We start from the raw sequence: 18,214 nt of genomic DNA on the forward strand, positions 1-18,214 counted from the left end.
CGGCCGCCTCCCCGGCCCTGAGCTGTCAGCGGTGCGTGCAACCATGGAGATATGTCCTTCTCCGTACCGGTGTCCGCCGCTGGGGGACCCGGCGCCTGCTCCGGAGCCGGGCCGCTCTCCATCCTCTGGGAGTCGGACCGGCCGTTGAGCCTGACCCAGACGCTGGGCATTCTGGCCCACGGCAGAAAAGATCCGTCGGTGCGGATTGGCCCCGGGGTTGCGTGGCTGGCCTTTTCGACGCCGGAAGGGAACGCAACGCTGGCACTCAGCGAGCAGCCCGCACCGGCACCGGGCGCCCGAGTGCTGGCCCGGGCCTGGGGTCCGGGCGCCGGGGCGGCGCTGGCTGGCGTTCCGGCTCTGCTCGGGGAACGTGATGACTGGACGGCCTTTGATGACCCAGACTTCGCCGCTTCCCTCCCCGCCGCAGTCGCGGAAACCCGGCGCCGGAACCCCGGACTGCGGCTGCCCAGCACCGGCCGGATGCTGGACAGCATTGTTCCCGTCATCCTGGAACAGAGGGTCACCGCCATGGAGGCCTATTACGCGTGGCGGTATCTGGTGACCAAATACGGTGCCGATGCTCCGGGCCCGGCACCCGCCGGCTTGAAAGTGCCGCCCGGCGCCGAAACCTGGCGCCGGGTTCCGAGCTGGGAGTGGCACCGTGCCCGGGTGGATTTCCACCGGTCCGGCACCATTCTGCGGGCCTGCGGAGCTGCCTCCGGTCTGGAACGGCTGTCCGGGGTTCCGCTCGGCACGGACCTGACGGAGCGGTTGTGTTCGCTTCCCGGCATCGGCCCCTGGAGCGCCGCGGAGATCACCCAGCGCACGCACGGCGCTCCGGACTCAGTCTCCGTGGGCGACTACCACCTGGCAGCGTTCGTGGGTGAAGCGCTGACCGGGCGCCGGACGGACGACGCCGGGATGCTGGAGCTGCTGGAGCCCTGGCGGGGCCACCGGCAGCGGCTCGTGCGGCTGCTGGTGCTAAGCGGCTTCCGGAAGCAGGCCTTCGGGCCGCGGCTGGCTCCGGAGGACTACCGCGGCCGTTAGGGCACGGATTTCTCTCTGTCCCGACGCTGCCAAGACCTGCCGCGCCTGCGAAGGGCTAATCCTGCGAAGGGCTAATAGGGGGTAATCGCCAACCGGTAGATGGACGACGGCTCAGCCCCAAAGCGCTTCAGCACTGCCACCACCGCCTCCTCGTGCTCGCGGTCAACGGCCACCTGTGCGCGCAGCCGATCCTCGAAGTCCATTTTCCGTTGGTCGCCGCGGAAGTTTTCCGTACGCACCCTGTCCGAGTACACCGCGGAGTCTGCCAGTTCCAGGGATCTGGCCCCGGCCAGCAACAGGGCATCGCGGAGACCATCGATACGATCGGTGTTGACGACCGCGCTGATCAAATAGTCGGGGGCGCTGGAAGGGCTTTGAGCGCCATCTCCGGTTGTCGAGGTCATGTCGGAGCCCCGTCCTCTGGTGGTGGGCCGTGAGGTGATCCCGCTGAGCGCGTAGGCTGAGGCGCCCTGCTGGATCTGGTCCAGGTCGTCCTGCTCCGGGCCAGGCTCGCGCAGCCCCATGGTGCGGCTGATGATCGCGGCAATTATCCAGCTCAGGATGAAGGAAAACAGGACCACGCACACAATGGCAACCACTTGGTGCCAGAGCAGCAGCCCGCCGCCTCCGTTGAACAGTCCGTCGTCGCTGGTTGCATTCACGGAGCTGTCCGCGAAGAAGCCCAGCAGGAAGGATCCCAGGACGCCGCCGATAAAGTGGACGGCGATGACGTCGAGGGCATCGTCATAGCGCAGCACGTGCTTGAGCCCCACCGCGAAGCAGCAGACGCAGCCGGCAATCAGGCCAATCAGCAGTGCTCCGCCGGTGCTGACAAAGCCGGCGCAGGGGGTGATGGTGGCCAAGCCGGCGACACCCCCGGAAACCGCGCCCACCAGGGTGGAGTGGCCGCTGGTCAGGCGTTCCACCAGCAGCCAGGTCAGCATGGCGGCACCGCCCGCCACGTGTGTGTTCATCAGGGCCTGGGCCGCGATGTCGTTGGCCTGGAGCCCGTCGCCGGCGTTGAACCCAAACCAGCCGAACCACAGGATGCCGCCGCCCACCAGCATGAGCGGCAGGTTGTTGGGCGAAGTCTTGAGGTTGGGCCAGCCGCGGCGTCGGCCTACAACCAGGAGCACGGCGACGGCGGCGGCTCCGGCCGAGGCGTGCACCACCATTCCTCCGGCCCAGTCCTGGGCGCCGAGCTGAGTCAGCCATCCCTTGGGATGCCAGAGCCAGCGGGCCACCTGCGGATAGACGAGGATGGACCATGCGGCCAGAAAAACGGTCCAGCCGGCGAACTTCAGCCGTCCCGCCGTCGCCCCCGTCAGCAGCGCCGGGGTGATGATGGCAAACATCATTTGGTAGGCGACAAAGGCGAGCGCGGGGATGGTTACCCCCGCCGCCACAGTGTGGAACTGGGGGGTGTCCACGTCGATCAGGGCAAACGCGTCGAACTCCCCCACCAGCGAGTTCCCCTGGTTGCTGAACGCCAGGGTGTAACCCACCAGCACCCAGGTGACGGTGATAATGCCCAGCGGGATGATGTTCTGCATCATCATGGTCAGGACGTTGCGGACCGGAACCATGCCGCCGTAGAACAGTGCCAGCCCTGGAATCATGAACAGCACCAGGCCTGCGCAGATCAGTACCCAGGCGGTATCCGCGCCGTTCACGGCCGGCCGCCCTGCGGGAAGAGTCCCCGGACCCGCTTGTCCCGGGGTATGGATTGTCCGTGGAAGGTGTATCGAGCAGCAAGCTTGCAAGTGGGCATGACATCCCCGTTCCGGCTCTGCTTCAGGTGAATGGTGCGTCCGGCGCGCCGCAGACAGCGCGGGCCACCGGAGCTACGAGCTTACTTCCGCGGCCAAACCCATAAGAAGAGGACAGGTCCCTGCACGCAGCCAAAGGGCCGAAACCGTTTCCGGTTCCGGCCCTTGAACTGCCCCCGCGCTGCGGTCAGGACGCCCGGGCGCCCACCATGCCGTGCGGATCGATGACGTATTTGCGCGCCACCCCGGAGTCGAATTCACGGTAGGACTCCGGAGCCTGGTCCAGGCTGATGGGCGTGGCGTTGACAGCCTTGGCGATCTGGACCTTGTCATGCAGGATCGCCATCATCAACTCCCGGTTGTACTTCATCACCGGGCACTGGCCCGTGGTGAAGGCCAATGACTTAGCCCAGCCGGTTCCCAGATCGAGGCTCAGGGAGCCCTTCTGCGCCGCCTCATCCACTCCGCCCGGATCGCCGGTGACATACAGCCCGGGAATGCCCAGGGCACCGCCTGCAGCCGTGATGTCCATCAATGAATTCAGCACCGTGGCCGGCGCCTCTGTGGACGAACCATGGCCGTGGCCGCGTGCCTCGAACCCGACCGCGTCCACGGCGCAGTCCACTTCGGGGACGCCCAGGAGCTGTTCAATCTGGTCCTTGGGGTCCCCCAGCGACACGTCCACCGTTTCGCAGCCAAAGCTGCGGGCCTGAGCCAGGCGGTCCTTGTTCAGGTCACCGACAATAACGACGGCGGCTCCCAGCAGTTGCGCTCCGGCCGCCGCGGCCAGGCCCACCGGACCGGCACCGGCGATGTAGACGGTGGATCCGACGCCGACCCCTGCAGTGACCGCCCCGTGATAGCCGGTGGGAAAAATGTCCGAGAGCATGGTCAGGTCAAGGATCTTCTCCATTGCCTGGTCCTTGTCCGGAAACCGCAGCAGATTCCAGTCCGCATACGGAACGAGCACGTATTCGGATTGGCCTCCCACCCAACCGCCCATGTCCACGTACCCGTAGGCGCTGCCCGGACGGTCCGGATTCACGTTCAGGCAGATGCCCGTTTTCCGCTCCTTACAGTTCTTGCAGCGTCCGCAGGAAATGTTGAAGGGCACCGACACCAAATCCCCCACGGAATGGAATTCCACGTCAGGGCCGGTTTCCACGATTTCTCCGGTGATCTCATGTCCCAGGATCAGGTTGGGAGGAGCGGTGGTGCGGCCGCGGACCATGTGCTGGTCCGATCCGCAGATATTGGAGGTGACCACCTTCAGGATTGCCCCGTGGGGCACCTTGCGCCCCACATTGGCGGGATTGACTCCGGGTCCGTCCCGGAGTTCAAAGGTTGGATAGTCGATGTCCTGCACTTCCACGACACCGGGTTCTATGTAGGCAACTCCGCGGTTTGAGCTCATAGGATTCTTCGCCTCGCCTTATCGTCGTTGATACGGGCCCGGGCTTCACCGATGTACGCCGTTTGGATGTACACCGTTTGCCGGAGCCGGTGCCGCCGCGGGATGCCTAGACCCTAGACCGGGACAGCGGCCGGCGCCAGAGTAACCCCGGCCGCGGCGCAACCGGTGCTGCCTGATACGACGCGCTTAACGCACACCGCGGAGGTCCCCGTTGAGGGGACCCCCGCGGTGTGCGAAGCCTGTGCCGCTCATCGGTAGCGGCGAATGTGAACGGCTAGTTGGCCTGTCCGTCGGACCCCGCTGCAGCCTGCCCGCTTTCCTGTGCCGCGATCTGCTCGTGGACAGCCTTCATGTCCAGTCCCTTGACCGCATCCACCAGTTCACTGAACTGGGAAGCGTTGAGCGCGCCGGGCTGCGAGAAGACCAGGACCTTTTCGCGGAAAGCCATCAGCGTAGGGATGGAGGTGATGCCGGCAGCAGCCGCCAGGCCCTGCTCTTTTTCGGTGTCCACCTTCGCGAAGGTGATGTCGTCATGCTTCTGGGACACGGCGTCGTACACCGGTGCGAACTGCTTGCAGGGGCCGCACCAGTCCGCCCAGAAGTCCACGAACACAATGTCGTTTTCCTCAATGGTCTCGGGGAACGTTGCCTCAGTGATGTCGATAGTTGCCATCCTTCAACGCTATCCGGGGGATGCGGAGATGTCTGCAGTTGTTCGCTCAGCGGTGAAGGCGGCAGCGCGGGGCCGCGCTCCGGGCAAGAAAAAACCCGCCCCGGCCAGTTTCCTGGCGGAGCGGGCTCTTCCCGTTCGGTGGCAGATACTGGATTCGAACCAGTGAAGGCGTTGCCAGCTGATTTACAGTCAGCCCCCTTTGGCCGCTCGGGTAATCTGCCGAACATCTTCGCGATCAACATCTTCGCGGAAGACTGCCGCAAGCGACTGCGGCCTAAACAACTTTACAGAACTTTTGCCCAAGATACGAATCGGCGGCGTGAATTGCTTCCTGCCCCGCCCTGAAGGCAGTCCGGACTAGAGCCCGCGGGCAATCCGTGACTGCATCTGGGCGTAGAACGCATCGGCCTGCGCCCGGGTTACGGCCCCCCACGCGACGGCGTTGGCCAGGTCTTCCCGGATGCCCAGCAACCGGCGCTCCGCTGACGCGTGGGGAGCGGAGACTGTCTCCTCCGCGCCGGCGACCGCTGCACCCAGCCCTTCCACCGGTGTCAGGAATGACCGCAGCTCCGATGCCTGCGCGGGGGCCGCGGCAGCTCCCACACCAGTGATGGAAACCGCAGCCAGCACGGATCCTGCCGCGGCGGTGCGGAGTTTGCCCATCTGGCTTCGTCGATGACGGGAATCGGACGGAGGGTTGGCGGTGGTGTTCACCCAAATACTGTCGCCCGGAAAGATGGGACCCATCCCGGCAAAAGCTGGGTGCAGCCTGTGAGGGCTGCCACGGATGCCCGGACCTACTAGGCTGGATGCAGGAGAAAAACTACTGCAAGGAGCGCACATGGCCAGCGAGTCATCATTTGATGTTGTGAGCAAGATCGACAAACAGGAAGTTGCCAACGCCTTGAACCAGGCGCAGAAGGAACTGTCCCAGCGCTACGATTTCAAGGGTGTCGGCGCCGAGGTGGACTTCAGCGGCGAGAAGATCCTCATGAAGGCCAACTCCGAGGAACGCGTCATGGCGGTACTCGACGTCCTGCAGTCCAAGCTGGTCCGTCGCGGCATTTCCCTGAAGTCCCTGGATGCCGGCGAGCCGTTTGCCTCCGGCAAGGAGTACCGGATTGAAGCCTCCATGAAGGAAGGCATCGCCCAGGACCAGGCCAAGAAGATCAACAAGATCATCCGCGACGAAGGCCCCAAGGGCGTGAACTCCCGAATCCAGGGCGACGAGCTGCGCGTGACATCCAAGTCCCGCGACGACCTGCAGGCGACGATGGCACTACTCAAGGGTGCCGACGTGGACGTGGACCTGCAGTTCATCAACTTCCGCTAGGCCTTCTGCGGCTGCCGCGGCAGCCGGTTATCCAGCGCAAGTACGACGACGGCGCCGCTCCCCTTGGTGGGGTGCGGCGCCGTCGCCTTGTCCGGGCATCTCCCTGCAGCACCTGTTCAGTCGGGCAGATCCGGGGGTTCCCGCCTGATCAGGTGCCGCCGCTGTCGCTAGTACAGATAAAGGGCTCATCAGCTCCGGAGAACCCCTTTATCTGTGCGAAGGATGGCCTGCGCCCCTGGTTCGTGCCTAGAGCTTCACATCTTCGCCGGCGGGACCGTCCTCGCCGTAGTCCTGCAGGGCGCTGCCGCCAACTGCCTCACCCATCCAGGTGAGCAGCTTCCATGAGCCCTTCGTGCCTTGGCCGTCGCCGTCGCCGTCGCCGTCGACCCGGTCCATCACAGCCACCCCGGTGTTGCTCAGCGCGTTCTCCACGATGAAGTCGGGCTCCACATTCTCCGCCCGGGCCGTGCACCAGGCGCGGATCATGGCGCCGTGGCTGACCACCACAGGGTTTTTCAGTCCGGCTGACTGTAATTCTTCGATCACTGCGTCAAACCGCGCGAAGGTTTCATGGCCGTCGGGTCCGCCTGGCATGTGCACTCCCAGATCTCCCCGAACCCAGCTGTAGACGGTTTTGAGGTAGGCAATGACGGCGTCGCGGTCATTGCGCATTTCCAGATCGCCGGCAGAGATCTCCCGCAGCCCTGGGCGAACCTCCACGGGCAGGCCCAGAGCTGCGGCCAACGGATCAGCAGTGAGCTGGGTCCGGACCAGGTTGGAGGCAAAGATGCCGTCGATGGGCTCATGGCCCAGGACTTCCGGCAACGCTGCTGCCTGGGCAAGGCCCAGCTCCGTCAACCCCGGACCGGGGACATCAGTGTCCAGGAAATGGTGCTCATTGGAGGGAGTCTGGCCGTGGCGGACAAGAATGAGGCGCATGCCTGAGAGCCTACCCTTCGTCCGCCGGCCGGCATTGGTGCCGGCCGGCGAGGACGAGAGCAGCGGTCAGGATCCGAGCGGACGTCCGGCCATGTTTTCCAGCCGGCGGATGCGGTCGGCCATGGGCGGGTGGGTGGCCATCAGCCCGCGGACGCCGTTCCGGAAGGGGTTGGCGATCATCAGGTGCGAGGTGTTGACCAACCGCTGGTCATTGTTCGGCAGCGGTGCACGCTGGGTTCCGCTTTCGAGCTTGCGCAGTGCGGAGGCGAGCGCCAACGGATCGTCGGTGAGCTTGGCGCCATCTTCGTCGGCGTCGTATTCCCTCGTCCGGCCAATCGCCATCTGGATCAGCGACGCGGCGAACGGGGCCAGAACAGCCATCGCGATCATGGCCAGCGGGTTGGCGTTGCGGCGGTCACCGCCACCGAAGAACAGCAGGAACTGCCCCAGTGAGGTAATGACGCCGGCGATGGCGGCCGCCACCGAGGATGTCAGGATGTCCCGGTTGTAGACGTGCATGAGCTCGTGGCCCAGCACTCCGCGCAGCTCCCGCTCGTCGAGCAGCGTCAAAATGCCCTCGGTGCAGCAGACAGCCGCATGCTGCGGGTTGCGGCCGGTGGCAAACGCGTTGGGTGCCATGGTGGGTGAAATGTAGAGCTTGGGCATCGGCTGACCGGCGCGGGCCGAGAGCTCCCGCACGATGCGGTACATCTGAGGAGCCTGCTGTTCGGTGACGGGAATGGCCCGCATGGCGCGGATGGCAAGCTTGTCACTGTTCCAGTAGCTGTATGCGGTGGTGGCCAGCCCGATGAACAGGAAGATCCAGATGAACGAGGAGCTGCCGGTTCCGCTGGAAAGCAGGGCGCCTATGCCCAGCAGCACGGCGAAGAGCACACCGAACAACGCGGCGGTCTTCAGTCCGTTGAAGTGTTGATGCACTTAGGTGGTCCTTTCGTCAGTGGATTCACCGATATCAACGTTTCACGGGGCGCGTCTGTTCCGCTAGGGCTCGGGGTGCCGGGCGTCGTACCGGGCGAAACGCGGCTGGCTCCGGGCCAGCACTCCCACCAGGACCACGCAGACCAGGCCACCGATAACCGCTGCCCATCCTTCACCCAGGAAGGAGGCGTCGACGCCGGCCACCAGGTCACCCAGGCGCGGGCCTCCGGCCACCACCACCACGAACACCCCCTGCAGCCGCCCGCGCATGGCGTCCGGCGTCGCGGACTGCAGGATCGTGGAACGGAAGACTCCGCTGACGGAATCGGCGATGCCCGCACACGCCATGGCGATGGCAGCCGGGATGAGCCATGCGGTGGGTTCGGCGCCGTCGTTCCGTCCGGCCATCACCACCACCACACCGAACGCGGACACGGACAGGCCCCACGCCACCACCGACCACAGCACCGCCAGCCCCTGCCTCCGCACCGCGCCGAGTGGCCCGGAAAAGAGACCGGCGAGGAAAGCGCCCACGGCGGTGGCTGCCAGCAGCACCCCCACCGTTGTGGCTCCCCCGCCCAGCAGCACGGCTCCGATGGCGGGCAGCAGTGCCCGGGGCTGGGCCATGACCATGGCGGCAAGGTCCACCAGGAAGGTCATGCGGATGTTGGGCCGGGTCGCCAGGAAGCGGAAGCCCTCCAGCACCGATTTCAGGCCGGCCTTCTGTACCTCACCAACGGGCGGCATCGGGTCCAGCCGGTACACCGCCCACATTGCGGCGGTGAAGGTGACGACGTCGACGGTGTAGGTCCAGCCGTAACCGACCCTGGCCACCAGGACACCGGCCAGCAGGGGGCCGATGGTCATGGCCAGGCCGAAGGTGATCATGCTGAGGGCATTGGCGGCCGGCAGCAGCTCGGGCCGCACCAGCCTCGGAATGATGGCGCTGCGTGCGGGATGGTTTAGCCCGCCGGCACCGGCGTTGACTGCCACCAGGGCATAGAGCAGCCAAATGTTGCCCAGTCCCGCCCATGCCTGGGCGGCAATGCCGATCGTGGACAGCCACAGCAGAACGGAGGAGAACAGGGCCACTTTGCGGCGGTCGTACGCATCCACCACGGAGCCACCGTAGAGCCCGGCCAGCACCAGCGGAACCAGCCCCACCAACCCGAGCAGTCCCACATAAAAACTCGACTGGGTCAGGGAATAGACCTCCAGGCTGACGGCCACCAGCGTCAGCTGGGTGCCGACGGCGGAAAGCGCCGTTCCGGTCCAGAGGCGGCGGAAATCCGGGCTTTCACGCAGCGGGGTCAGGTCAGCGAGGAGTTTTGGCACCCGAGCAGTCTAAGCCGGAGGCCGCCGGGCCCTCTTACAGGCGCCTCCGGCGGGTTGCCGGCACCGATAGACAGCACCCTTACGATGGAGGAAAAGCCGCGAATCCTTGGAGGTCACGTGTTTACCCGGAACGTTGCAGAGGGAATCCACCGCATCGAACATGCCTACGTCAACACCTACCTGGTGGAAGACGACGGCGGCCTGGCCATCATCGATGCCGGCCTGCCCGGCATGTGGCCGGAGCTGTCCCGGGCCGTCCGCGAATTGGGTTACGGGCCGGGATCCGTGTCGGCGCTGGTGCTGACCCACGCGCATTTCGACCATGTAGGCTCAGCCGCCAAAATCCGGCGGGAGTTCCGGACGCCCATTTTGGTGCACGACGACGACCGGTACATTGCGGCCCACCCCTACCGATATGAGCATGAGAACAACAGGTTCCTCTATCCCGTCCGCTACCCCGCGTCGATCCCCTACCTGGGCGCTATGACCCTGGCGGGAGCGCTAAACGTCCGCGGTGTCACCGATGTGCACAGCCTCGGGGAAGACACCGGCTCCACCCTTCCCGGATCACCGCGCATCATCCATACACCCGGGCACACTGCCGGGCACGTTGCCCTGCACTATCCGGACCGGGGCGTGCTGATCTGCGGGGATTCCCTGGTGACGCTCAACCCGTATACCGGGACCAAGGGGCCGCAGATCGTTTCCGGAGCGGCCACCGCCAACAGCCCGGAGGCGCTTCGATCCCTGGAACTGCTGGCCGCGACAGGCGCCCCCACGCTGTTGACCGGCCATGGAGAGCCCTGGACCGGCGGTGCCGAGGCCGCCGTCGAGCAGGCGCTGGCGCGCGGGGCGTCCTAAGGCTCCCGCTCGACTTCCTGTTTCAGCACATCCAGCAGCCGGGGATCGCCGATGGGACGAAAGTGCCCCATCGTTTCGAGCTGGATATTCCGCGCTCCGGGCAGGGAACTGCCGCCGGGAATGTGGGGGTCAAAGCGGCTGTACACGGAGGTGATGCGCGCGTTGACGTCGCTGCTGCCCTGGAGCCGCAGCAGCAGCTTGTCGCGCGGCGAAAAGGCGCGGATGGACGGAACAAAGAAAAAGCGGGCGTAGACGGAGCCGGAAAAGGGTGTGTTGACGGCGACCATGTGGTCCACCCGCCGGGCACCTTCCGGCAGCAGCATCAGTTGCTTGCCGATGAGGCCGCCCTTGCTGTGGGCCACCACGATTACATCGCTAAGGTCCCGTTCCACGAGATACTGCTGGACCAGTTCCGCCATGCGGTCGATCCGGCCCCGGTTGAAGCCCAGCGGCGCCACCGTGTGAACCGGATGCCCCCAGGAAGACAGTGCCTGCGCCAGCGGGCGCAGGAACTGCCAGTTCTCATACACCCCGGGAATCAGGACCACCGGGCGTCCCGCCGCACCGGCCTCCGGCACCAGGTACTCGGACGGATCCTTGCGGAACAGGAACCCGTTCACCTGCCAAAACCCCACATAGGCGTAGTCCGCTGCCCAGGCCCTGGCCAGCGCCGCCCGGCGGCGCATCCGCTGCGGCATCACTGCCGGCGTGCTGCTTCCCGAAGGAGCGCCGCGGTCTGCGCCGGCTCGGTGTACATGCACACGTGCGGCTGGCCGGGCAGCTCCACGGCAACCGCTCCGGGGCGCGCGGCGGCCAGTTCCCGCAGCCAGCGGGCGGGAACAATGGGGTCCCTGGCGCCGCGGACGAGAGTCACCGGCGCCTGGACCCTGCCGATGCGCTCCTCGAGCCGGTGCCGCACCATCTTCGGCATGGTGCGCAGGTACCAGCGGGGACCGGCCCGCAGATAGTCGGTCAGCAGAATCCAGTTGATCACCGGAGGTTCCCGCAGGCAGTCCTGCGCCAGCCGCAGTCCCTGCGGCACGGCATGGCGTTCCCCGCTGTTGGTCGTGGGCCCCATCAGTACCACGGAGGTCACCAGGTCCGGCGCGCACAGCGCCATTTCCGTCACCACCTGGCAACCCATGGAATGGCCCACCCACTGGGTGGGACCGATCCCGGCGGCCCGCAGGGCATCGCAGCTGATCTGTGCAAAGCCGGCCATGTCCAGACCGTGGTGCGGTGTGGATGCGGACCCGAAACCCGGCATTTCCAGCGTATGTACCGTGGAATCCTTCGCCAGTTCGTCCACCAGCCGGGAAAAATAGCGCCCGGAGGCTCCCAGGCCGTGCACCAGCACCATCTGATCGGCCCCGGACCCGTAGGTGCGGATGTCGACGTCGTACTCTCCCACCCGCACGCGCTTGTGGGTTGGCTGTGCCTTGGTACCTGTCAAAGGATTCCCCTGTATTGAACGTCGGTCCGAACTCCTGAGACCACACTAGTGGGCAGGCTCGAGTCTTATTATGAATTATTCATAATAAGTGGTTAGCTAGTGGCCATGACATCGACAGCAGCCACCGCAGAGACCACCGCACGGTGGTCCGAAGCGCTGCGCACCCACGGTCGTCGGGTCACTAAGCAGCGGCTGGCGGTCCTCACCGCCGTCGAACATCACCCCCATGCCGTGGCCGACGACGTCGCCGCCGCAGCACGCGGGGAGCTTCCGGACATCAGCCTGCAGTCGGTCTATGTGGTCCTGGCGGACCTGACCGAGACCGGGCTGCTGCGGAAGATCGAGCCGCCGCACTCCCCCGCCCGGTACGAGACCCGCGTGGATGACAACCATCACCACGCGATCTGCACCGGCTGCGGACGGATCGAGGACGTGGACTGCGCAGTGGGGCACGCGCCTTGCCTGACGCCGGAGAACACCCACGGCATGACCATCCAAATTGCGGATGTGCTCTACCGGGGGCTCTGCGCAGACTGCGCCGGCCAAGCTTCCTGACGTCATCTGAACACCCTTAAGAAAGAGAGAGCATGTCGAATTTCACCACCACCCAGACCGGCACACCGGTTGGCAGCGATGCCAACTCGCTGAGCGCCGGCCCCAACGGAGCCATCGCCCTGCACGACCGTTACCTGGTCGAGAAGCTGGCCCAGTTCAACCGTGAGCGCATCCCGGAGCGCATCGTGCACGCCAAGGGCGGCGGCGCATTCGGTGAGTTCGTTGTCACCGAGGATGTTTCCAAGTACACGCGTGCCGCTGTCTTCCAGCCGGGCACCGTGACGGAAACCGTCCAGCGCTTCTCCTCGGTGGCCGGCGAGCAGGGCTCCCCCGACACCTGGCGCGACGTTCGCGGCTTCGCACTGCGTTTCTACACCTCCGAGGGTAACTACGACATCGTGGGCAACAACACCCCGGTGTTCTTCATCCGCGACGGCATCAAGTTCCCCGACTTCATCCACTCGCAGAAGCGCCTCCCGGGCTCCGGTCTGCGTGACGCTGACATGCAGTGGGATTTCTGGACCAACTCCCCCGAGTCCGCACACCAGGTCACGTACCTGATGGGTGACCGCGGCATTCCGACGTCGTGGCGCGAAATGCCCGGCTTCGGCTCGCACACCTACCAGTGGATCAACGCCGCCGGCGAGCGTTTCTGGGTGAAGTACCACTTCACGTCCAACCAGGGCAACCACGAGATCACCGGTGCAGAAGCAGAGAAGATTGCCGGCGCTGACGCCGACTTCTACCGCCGCGACCTGTACGAGGCCATCGCCGAAGGCAACTTCCCGTCCTGGGACCTGCACGTTCAGGTCATGCCGTACGAAGATGCCAAGACGTACCGGTTCAACCCGTTCGACCTGACCAAGGTCTGGCCGCACGCGGACTACCCGCTGATCAAGGTGGGTACCCACACCCTGAACCGCAACCCGGAGAACTTCTTCGCGCAGATCGAGCAGGTTGCCCTGTCCCCCGCGAACCTGGTCCCCGGCATTGACGCCAGCCCGGACAAGATGCTCATGGCCCGCATCTTCTCCTACCCGGATGCACAGCGTTACCGCATCGGCGCCAACTACAACCAGCTGCCGGTGAACTCGCCGAAGGCTCCGGTCAACAACTACTCGCAGGACGGCGCCATGCGCTTCTCCTACAACTCCCCCGAGACCCCGGTCTACGCGCCCAACACCCTGGGCGGCCCCGTAGCCGATGCCGCACTTGCCGGCGAGGGCTCCTGGGAGAGCGACGGCTCGCTGGTCCGCGCCGCCGCCACCCTGCACTCCGAGGACAGCGACTTCGGCCAGGCTGGCACGCTGTACCGCGAGGTGTTCGACGACGCCGCCAAGGAGCGTTTCCTGGAAACGATCACCGGTGCCGTCTCCGGCGTTCAGCGCCCGCACATCCGCGAAGCTGCGATCCAGTACTGGACCAACGTTGACGCGACCCTGGGCGAGAAGCTGCGCCTGAACCTCGCTTCCGGCGAGACGACGCCGATCGAGAAGGCCGAGTTCGTGGGCGTTGCCGACTAACTCCGGGCTCTCCGGCGACCACCTTCGGTGGTTGGTGAAATGACATGAGCGGCCGGTCCCTTCGGGGGCCGGCCGCTTTTGTGTAATTGGCGACCGCTTTGGGCGTCGGCGACCGGTTTGGGAAATCACTGCCTGTGCGGACCGGCAGGGATTTCCCAAACCGGTTACATCTGCCCAAAACGGAGGGGAAACCTCGGTTGCTGGTGTTTCCCTACCGGTTGGGCCAGTACCAGATGATGAGCATGGTCACGAGGAAGCCGGTAAGGAAATTCAGCTTCAAAAAACGCTTCCAGCCGGCGTTGGCACGCTCCGAATCAGCATCCGAAATACCGAGGAAGGGCAGCAGGTTGAGGATATACGGCAGCGCCAGCAGGCTTCCGAGCGTTGCCGGCCACGGAGTGAGGAGCATCAGCAGGCCGCCGGCGAGATAGGCTGCGGCGGCAATCCGGACCACTGCTTTGGCGCCGAGGACCGTGGCGATGGAACTGATCCCTCCCTCGCGGTCCGGCACCACATCCTGCACGGCGCCGAATGCCTGGCTCGCCATTCCCCACAGAAAAAACGCACCCAGCACCGCCCACAGCCCCGGCGTGAATACGGCTCCGGCCAGCACCAGCCCGTAGACCGCGGGCGAGACGAAGTGGGTGCTGGACGTGATGGAGTCCAGGAAGGGACGTTCCTTGAACCGCAGCCCGGGAGCGCTGTACGCAATGACGGCAAAGACGCTTACAGCGAGCACCAGCCAGGACAGCGGGTTGCCCAGCACGATCAGCGCAACCAGGAACGGAACATTGGTGACGACGGCGGCCCACAGGGTGATCCGGTGAAAACCGCGGTCCAGGACCGCCCCCTCCACTCCGCCCTTGCGGGGGTTGTGCAGATCCGATTCGTAATCGAAAACGTCATTGATGCCGTACATCGCCAGATTGTAGGGAATCAGGAAGTACAGCGTTCCCAGCACCCAGGTCAGGTCAATGCCGCCCGTGGTGATCAGGTAGGCGGCGGCAAACGGATACGCGGTGTTCACCCAGGACAGCGGCCTGGACGAGACCAGCAGCATCCGCAGCGTCGTTCCCGCCGTACGGGTGGTTGTGCTCACTGTTTCTCCTGGGGATTGATGGCGGCGTTGCGGGCCTTCAGCGGCTTCTTTCGTCTTCCAAGGAGCATCCACAGCGCCGGCAGCAGCAGCACGGCGGCAACTGTGTAGGCGAAGTCTTCCAGCGGTGCCCTGCCGATAAAGGCACCCGAGATACGCTCCGGGTTGTACCAAAATAGTCCCGCGGCGATCATCACGTTGTCGAAAACGGCAGTGAGGAGCAGCAGGACAACAGCGGTGATGCTCAGCGCCGCCAGCACGCCCTTCCGGCCGCCCGCCGTCGTCGTCGTGGTCCGCCGCATCAGGGCGAGGACCAGCACAGCGGCGGCCGGAACCAGGAACACTGCGTTCAATGCCCAGTACGTCACTGTTCCGCCTCGTGCCGGGAAGTGCTGCGCTTTCCGTCGCGGTTCAGCACCAGGGACACCAGGCCAAACAGGACCATGGTCAGGTAGCAGAGGAAGCCGAGGAAAAAGACTTCTTCCACGGGCAGGTGCGGTGCCAGGACAATGCCGAGCATGATCGGTGTTTCACCCCGGTAGAAGATGTCCAGGGCAATGCCGCCCAGGTCCCACAGCAGGAAAAACACCAACCCGATTGCCGTCACCCAGGCGGCACGCCTGGCGTCCGCGAAGAAGAAGAGCCGAAACCGGTGATCCAGCAGTACCATGCAGCCGATCGACGCCAGCAGCAGGAACAGATAGAGGAATCCCACTAGCCGCGGCCTCCCGGAGCCCGGTCCCCGTGTCCGGACGGCACGGGCAACTCTTCCGTGCTGGTGTCCCCGCGCAGCCGCTTGAGCACCAGTTCTGCACTGATCAGGCACATCGGCAGTCCGATGCCCGGCAGGGTGGAGCCGCCGGCGTAGAGCAGCCCGTCCACCTTGCGGCTGGCATTGGAACCGCGGAAGAACGCGCTCTGCTTGAGCACATGGGCCGGGCCGAGCAGCGTTCCGCGCCAGGAGTTCAGGTCCTGAACAAAGTCCTGCGGGCCCACGGTTCGCCGGACCGTGATGCGCTCGGCGAGGTCCGGAATGTTTGCCCAGTCGGAAATCTGGGCGATGACGGCGTCGGCCATCCGCTCGATCCGTTCGTCGCCGCTGCCGTCCATGCCGCCGGCTCCCAGAGCCGGATCGGAGGGCACCGGCACCAGGACGAAGATGTTCTCGTAGCCGTCCGGGGCGGCGTCGGGGTCGGTCGCACTGGGGCGGCAGACATAGAGCGACGCCGGATCCGGCACCGAGGTTTCCTTGCCGAAGATCTTCCCGAAGTTCTCTTCCCAGTCCTTGGTGAAGAGCAGCGTGTGGTGGGCCAGGGACGGCAGCGTCCCGCGGACACCCAGGTGCAGCAGCAGCCCGCCGGGGCCGGGGATCCGGTTTTTCCAGTAACGCTCCGGATAGGTCTGCAGGTTCCGGGGCAGCAGCGAAGTTTCGGTATGGTGCAGGTCCGCCGCGGAGACCACCAGATCGGCGTCCAGCACCAGTGCCTGTCCGGCAACATTGGTGTATTCGACGCCGGTGGCCCGCACGCCGGGGCTGCGCCGGAAACGGCTCAGCCGCCCGGCCGGCTCAGGATCCGTGGTGCGGATCCGCGTGACGGTGGCATCGGTACGGATCGTGACGCCCTCCGCGGTGGCCAGATCGGCGATGACGCTGATCAGCCGGGTAAACCCGCCCATCGGATAGAGCACTCCGTCCGCCAGGTCCAGCCGGCTCATCAGGTGGTACATGCTGGGCGTGGTGAATGGGGAGGAGCCCAGGAACACGGCCGGATAGCCCAGGATCTGCCGGATCCGGGGATCGGTGAACTTCTGTGCCACGAAGGAACTCAGCGGCTGCAGCAGCAACTGGGCAAGCCGGGGACCGCGCTTGAGCACGTCGGGGCGCAGCAGCGGCAGGAAGGAAGCGAAGGTCGAATAGAGGAACCGCTTTTTGGCCATGTCATAGACGTCGACGGCGGAATCCAGGTATTTCTCAAGCTTGGCTCCGGCGCCGGGCTCGAGGGATTCAAACAGTTTCACGTTCTCAGCGCGCGTGGCCGCGATGTCGACGGGTTCACCGGAACCTTCAAAGATGACCCGGTAGCCGGGGTCCAGCTGCACCAGGTCCAGCTGCTCCTCGGCGGATGTGCCCATGAGGCGGAAGAAATGGTCGAAAACCTCGGGCATCAGGTACCAGGAGGGCCCCGTGTCGAAGCTGAAGCCGGCGCTTTGCCAGGTACCGGTGCGTCCCCCCGGGACTGACTGCTGCTCCAGGACGGTGACCCGGAGGCCTTCCCGAGCCAGCAGCGCCGCAGTGGCCAGGCCCGTGATGCCGCCGCCGATCACTACGGCGGTGCGGGGAGGTGCGGATGCGGTCCTGCGGGTCATGGCTGCCTTCCGGCTTCGGTGCCGCGCAGCGCCGGGCGGCGGAGGCGGTGGGTGTAAAGCGTTTGTGCCGCAATGCGCAGCTTCACCGGGTTGGGCACCCGGATGCGGCTGCTGCGCAGCTGCCGGGCGGGTGTGGCCCGCAGTCGGCGCGACAGTTCACTGAACAATTCCTGCGCCAGCGCCACGGCGGGCCGCGCAGCCGGCGGGAGCTCCGCAATGGACGCTCCGGAGACCAAAAGGTCTGCATCGATGTCATCCAGCAACCGGTGCTTATCCGCTTCGGAGAACGACCCCACGCTGATGCCGGGAAAGTAGCTGCGGCCCAGCGTGTCGAAGTCGTCCGCCAGGTCCCGTAGGAAGTTGACCTTTTGGAAGGCGGCTCCCAGTCGCTGGGCACCTTCCTGCAGGCGTTTGCCCCGCTCCTCGCTGACCTCGGTGCCGTGCAGGAAACACTGCAGGCACATCAGTCCGATAACCTCGGCCGAGCCGTAAACATAGTCGTTGAAGGATTCGGCGGTGTGCTCGGTGCGGAGCAGGTCCGCGCGCATGGACCGGAAGAACGGAGTGGTCAGTTCCCCGGTAATGCCGGTGGCGCGGGCGGTCAGGGCGAAGGCGTGCACCACCAGGTTCACGCTGTAACCGGTGTTCAAAGCCTGCCGTGTTTCCGCTTCCAGGGCATCCAGTACGCGGGCAACGTCCTCCGGCGGCAGGGCCGCCTCCGCGGCCACGCCGTCCACGATTTCATCTGCCAGCCGCACCAGCGCGTAGATGGCCTCGATCTGCAGCCGGGTCCGGGGCTGCAGCAGCCGCGAGGCCAGCCCAAAGGATGTGGAGTAGGAACGGATCACCACAGACGCCGTCTCCACGGCGACCTTGTTGTACAGCGAAAGGCCGCTCTGCCTGGCCATCC

At 65.5% G+C, this 18,214-nt stretch carries 19 protein-coding genes and 1 tRNA gene; 5 read left to right on the forward strand and 15 right to left on the reverse strand.

The genetic code is table 11. The features are described from left to right. Window positions 1-51: 51 nt before the first annotated feature. Entirely contained in the window at window positions 52-1,047 is a 996-nt protein-coding gene (locus KG104_RS14760; protein ID WP_207347850.1) for a DNA-3-methyladenine glycosylase family protein, read from the forward strand. Between the two features lie 71 nt (window positions 1,048-1,118). Here the strand turns inward: KG104_RS14760 and KG104_RS14765 are convergent, their stop codons facing one another. The 5 genes from KG104_RS14765 to KG104_RS14785 all read right to left on the reverse strand — a co-directional run bounded on the left by KG104_RS14765 (window position 1,119) and on the right by KG104_RS14785 (window position 5,617). Beyond that, a complete protein-coding gene (locus KG104_RS14765) occupies window positions 1,119-2,720 on the reverse strand; it encodes an ammonium transporter (RefSeq protein WP_207347849.1) in 1,602 nt (533 codons plus the stop codon). Between the two features lie 283 nt (window positions 2,721-3,003). After that, entirely contained in the window at window positions 3,004-4,230 is a 1,227-nt protein-coding gene (gene fdhA / locus KG104_RS14770) for a formaldehyde dehydrogenase, glutathione-independent (RefSeq protein ID WP_104160393.1), read from the reverse strand. Window positions 4,231-4,504: 274 nt separating this feature from the next. Further along, window positions 4,505-4,903, reverse strand: coding sequence for a thioredoxin (gene trxA / locus KG104_RS14775; protein ID WP_104052859.1), 399 nt, complete (start codon window positions 4,901-4,903; stop codon window positions 4,505-4,507). 139 nt (window positions 4,904-5,042) lie between these two features. Further along, window positions 5,043-5,124: transfer RNA gene (locus tag KG104_RS14780), tRNA-Tyr, on the reverse strand. Window positions 5,125-5,260: 136 nt separating this feature from the next. Next, window positions 5,261-5,617, reverse strand: a complete 357-nt coding sequence (locus KG104_RS14785) for a hypothetical protein (protein WP_146068440.1) — start codon at window positions 5,615-5,617, stop codon at window positions 5,261-5,263. A 127-nt stretch (window positions 5,618-5,744) separates the two neighbouring features. On the opposite strand from KG104_RS14785, the gene KG104_RS14790 reads away from it, so the two are divergent. Next, complete coding sequence (locus tag KG104_RS14790) at window positions 5,745-6,236, forward strand: YajQ family cyclic di-GMP-binding protein (protein WP_104101679.1); 492 nt, start codon at window positions 5,745-5,747, stop codon at window positions 6,234-6,236. A 246-nt stretch (window positions 6,237-6,482) separates the two neighbouring features. Here KG104_RS14790 and KG104_RS14795 read toward each other — a convergent pair whose 3' ends face one another. From KG104_RS14795 to KG104_RS14805, 3 genes are all read right to left on the reverse strand, one after another. Continuing rightward, window positions 6,483-7,175, reverse strand: a complete 693-nt coding sequence (locus KG104_RS14795; RefSeq protein ID WP_207347848.1) for a histidine phosphatase family protein — start codon at window positions 7,173-7,175, stop codon at window positions 6,483-6,485. Between the two features lie 66 nt (window positions 7,176-7,241). Further along, on the reverse strand, window positions 7,242-8,114 hold the full coding sequence (gene htpX / locus KG104_RS14800; protein ID WP_104052868.1) for a zinc metalloprotease HtpX: 873 nt from the start codon (window positions 8,112-8,114) through the stop codon (window positions 7,242-7,244). A gap of 63 nt (window positions 8,115-8,177) precedes the next feature. Continuing rightward, entirely contained in the window at window positions 8,178-9,449 is a 1,272-nt protein-coding gene (locus KG104_RS14805; RefSeq protein ID WP_104052871.1) for an MFS transporter, read from the reverse strand. Between the two features lie 117 nt (window positions 9,450-9,566). On the opposite strand from KG104_RS14805, the gene KG104_RS14810 reads away from it, so the two are divergent. Beyond that, window positions 9,567-10,310, forward strand: a complete 744-nt coding sequence (locus KG104_RS14810; protein ID WP_104160389.1) for an MBL fold metallo-hydrolase — start codon at window positions 9,567-9,569, stop codon at window positions 10,308-10,310. On the opposite strand, the gene KG104_RS14815 is transcribed toward KG104_RS14810, so the two are convergent. After that, a complete protein-coding gene (locus KG104_RS14815; RefSeq protein WP_181032221.1) occupies window positions 10,307-11,008 on the reverse strand; it encodes an esterase/lipase family protein in 702 nt (233 codons plus the stop codon). The two genes, KG104_RS14810 and KG104_RS14815, sit on opposite strands and share 4 nt — an antisense overlap. Then, window positions 11,008-11,763 (reverse strand): alpha/beta fold hydrolase, encoded by a 756-nt coding sequence (locus tag KG104_RS14820; protein ID WP_207347847.1) that lies wholly within the window; start codon window positions 11,761-11,763, stop codon window positions 11,008-11,010. Before KG104_RS14820 ends, KG104_RS14815 begins: the two co-directional genes overlap by 1 nt. 105 nt (window positions 11,764-11,868) lie before the next feature. On the opposite strand from KG104_RS14820, the gene KG104_RS14825 reads away from it, so the two are divergent. Both KG104_RS14825 and KG104_RS14830 read left to right on the forward strand, forming a co-directional pair. Further along, the gene (locus KG104_RS14825; RefSeq protein ID WP_104052876.1) at window positions 11,869-12,318 is read left to right on the forward strand and encodes a Fur family transcriptional regulator; all 450 of its coding nucleotides are present in this window, start codon (window positions 11,869-11,871) and stop codon (window positions 12,316-12,318) included. Window positions 12,319-12,350: 32 nt separating this feature from the next. Beyond that, on the forward strand, window positions 12,351-13,841 hold the full coding sequence (locus KG104_RS14830; RefSeq protein WP_207347846.1) for a catalase: 1,491 nt from the start codon (window positions 12,351-12,353) through the stop codon (window positions 13,839-13,841). A gap of 211 nt (window positions 13,842-14,052) precedes the next feature. Here KG104_RS14830 and KG104_RS14835 read toward each other — a convergent pair whose 3' ends face one another. Genes KG104_RS14835 through KG104_RS14855 form a run of 5 tightly spaced genes read right to left on the reverse strand, consistent with a single transcriptional unit; the run spans window position 14,053 to window position 18,212 of the window. Then, on the reverse strand, window positions 14,053-14,940 hold the full coding sequence (locus tag KG104_RS14835) for a prenyltransferase (protein WP_104052881.1): 888 nt from the start codon (window positions 14,938-14,940) through the stop codon (window positions 14,053-14,055). Continuing rightward, complete coding sequence (locus tag KG104_RS14840) at window positions 14,937-15,305, reverse strand: lycopene cyclase domain-containing protein (protein ID WP_207347845.1); 369 nt, start codon at window positions 15,303-15,305, stop codon at window positions 14,937-14,939. The genes KG104_RS14835 and KG104_RS14840 overlap by 4 nt, the downstream gene beginning before the upstream one ends. Beyond that, window positions 15,302-15,652, reverse strand: coding sequence for a lycopene cyclase domain-containing protein (locus KG104_RS14845; protein ID WP_207347844.1), 351 nt, complete (start codon window positions 15,650-15,652; stop codon window positions 15,302-15,304). The genes KG104_RS14840 and KG104_RS14845 overlap by 4 nt, the downstream gene beginning before the upstream one ends. After that, window positions 15,652-17,304 (reverse strand): phytoene desaturase family protein, encoded by a 1,653-nt coding sequence (gene crtI / locus KG104_RS14850; RefSeq protein WP_104160387.1) that lies wholly within the window; start codon window positions 17,302-17,304, stop codon window positions 15,652-15,654. Before crtI ends, KG104_RS14845 begins: the two co-directional genes overlap by 1 nt. Next, complete coding sequence (locus tag KG104_RS14855) at window positions 17,301-18,212, reverse strand: phytoene/squalene synthase family protein (protein WP_104160386.1); 912 nt, start codon at window positions 18,210-18,212, stop codon at window positions 17,301-17,303. The genes crtI and KG104_RS14855 overlap by 4 nt, the downstream gene beginning before the upstream one ends. Between the last annotated feature and the right edge of the window lie 2 nt (window positions 18,213-18,214).

Source organism: Arthrobacter sunyaminii, from assembly GCF_018866305.1.
GTDB classification, from domain to species: Bacteria; Actinomycetota; Actinomycetes; order Actinomycetales; family Micrococcaceae; genus Arthrobacter_B; species Arthrobacter_B sunyaminii.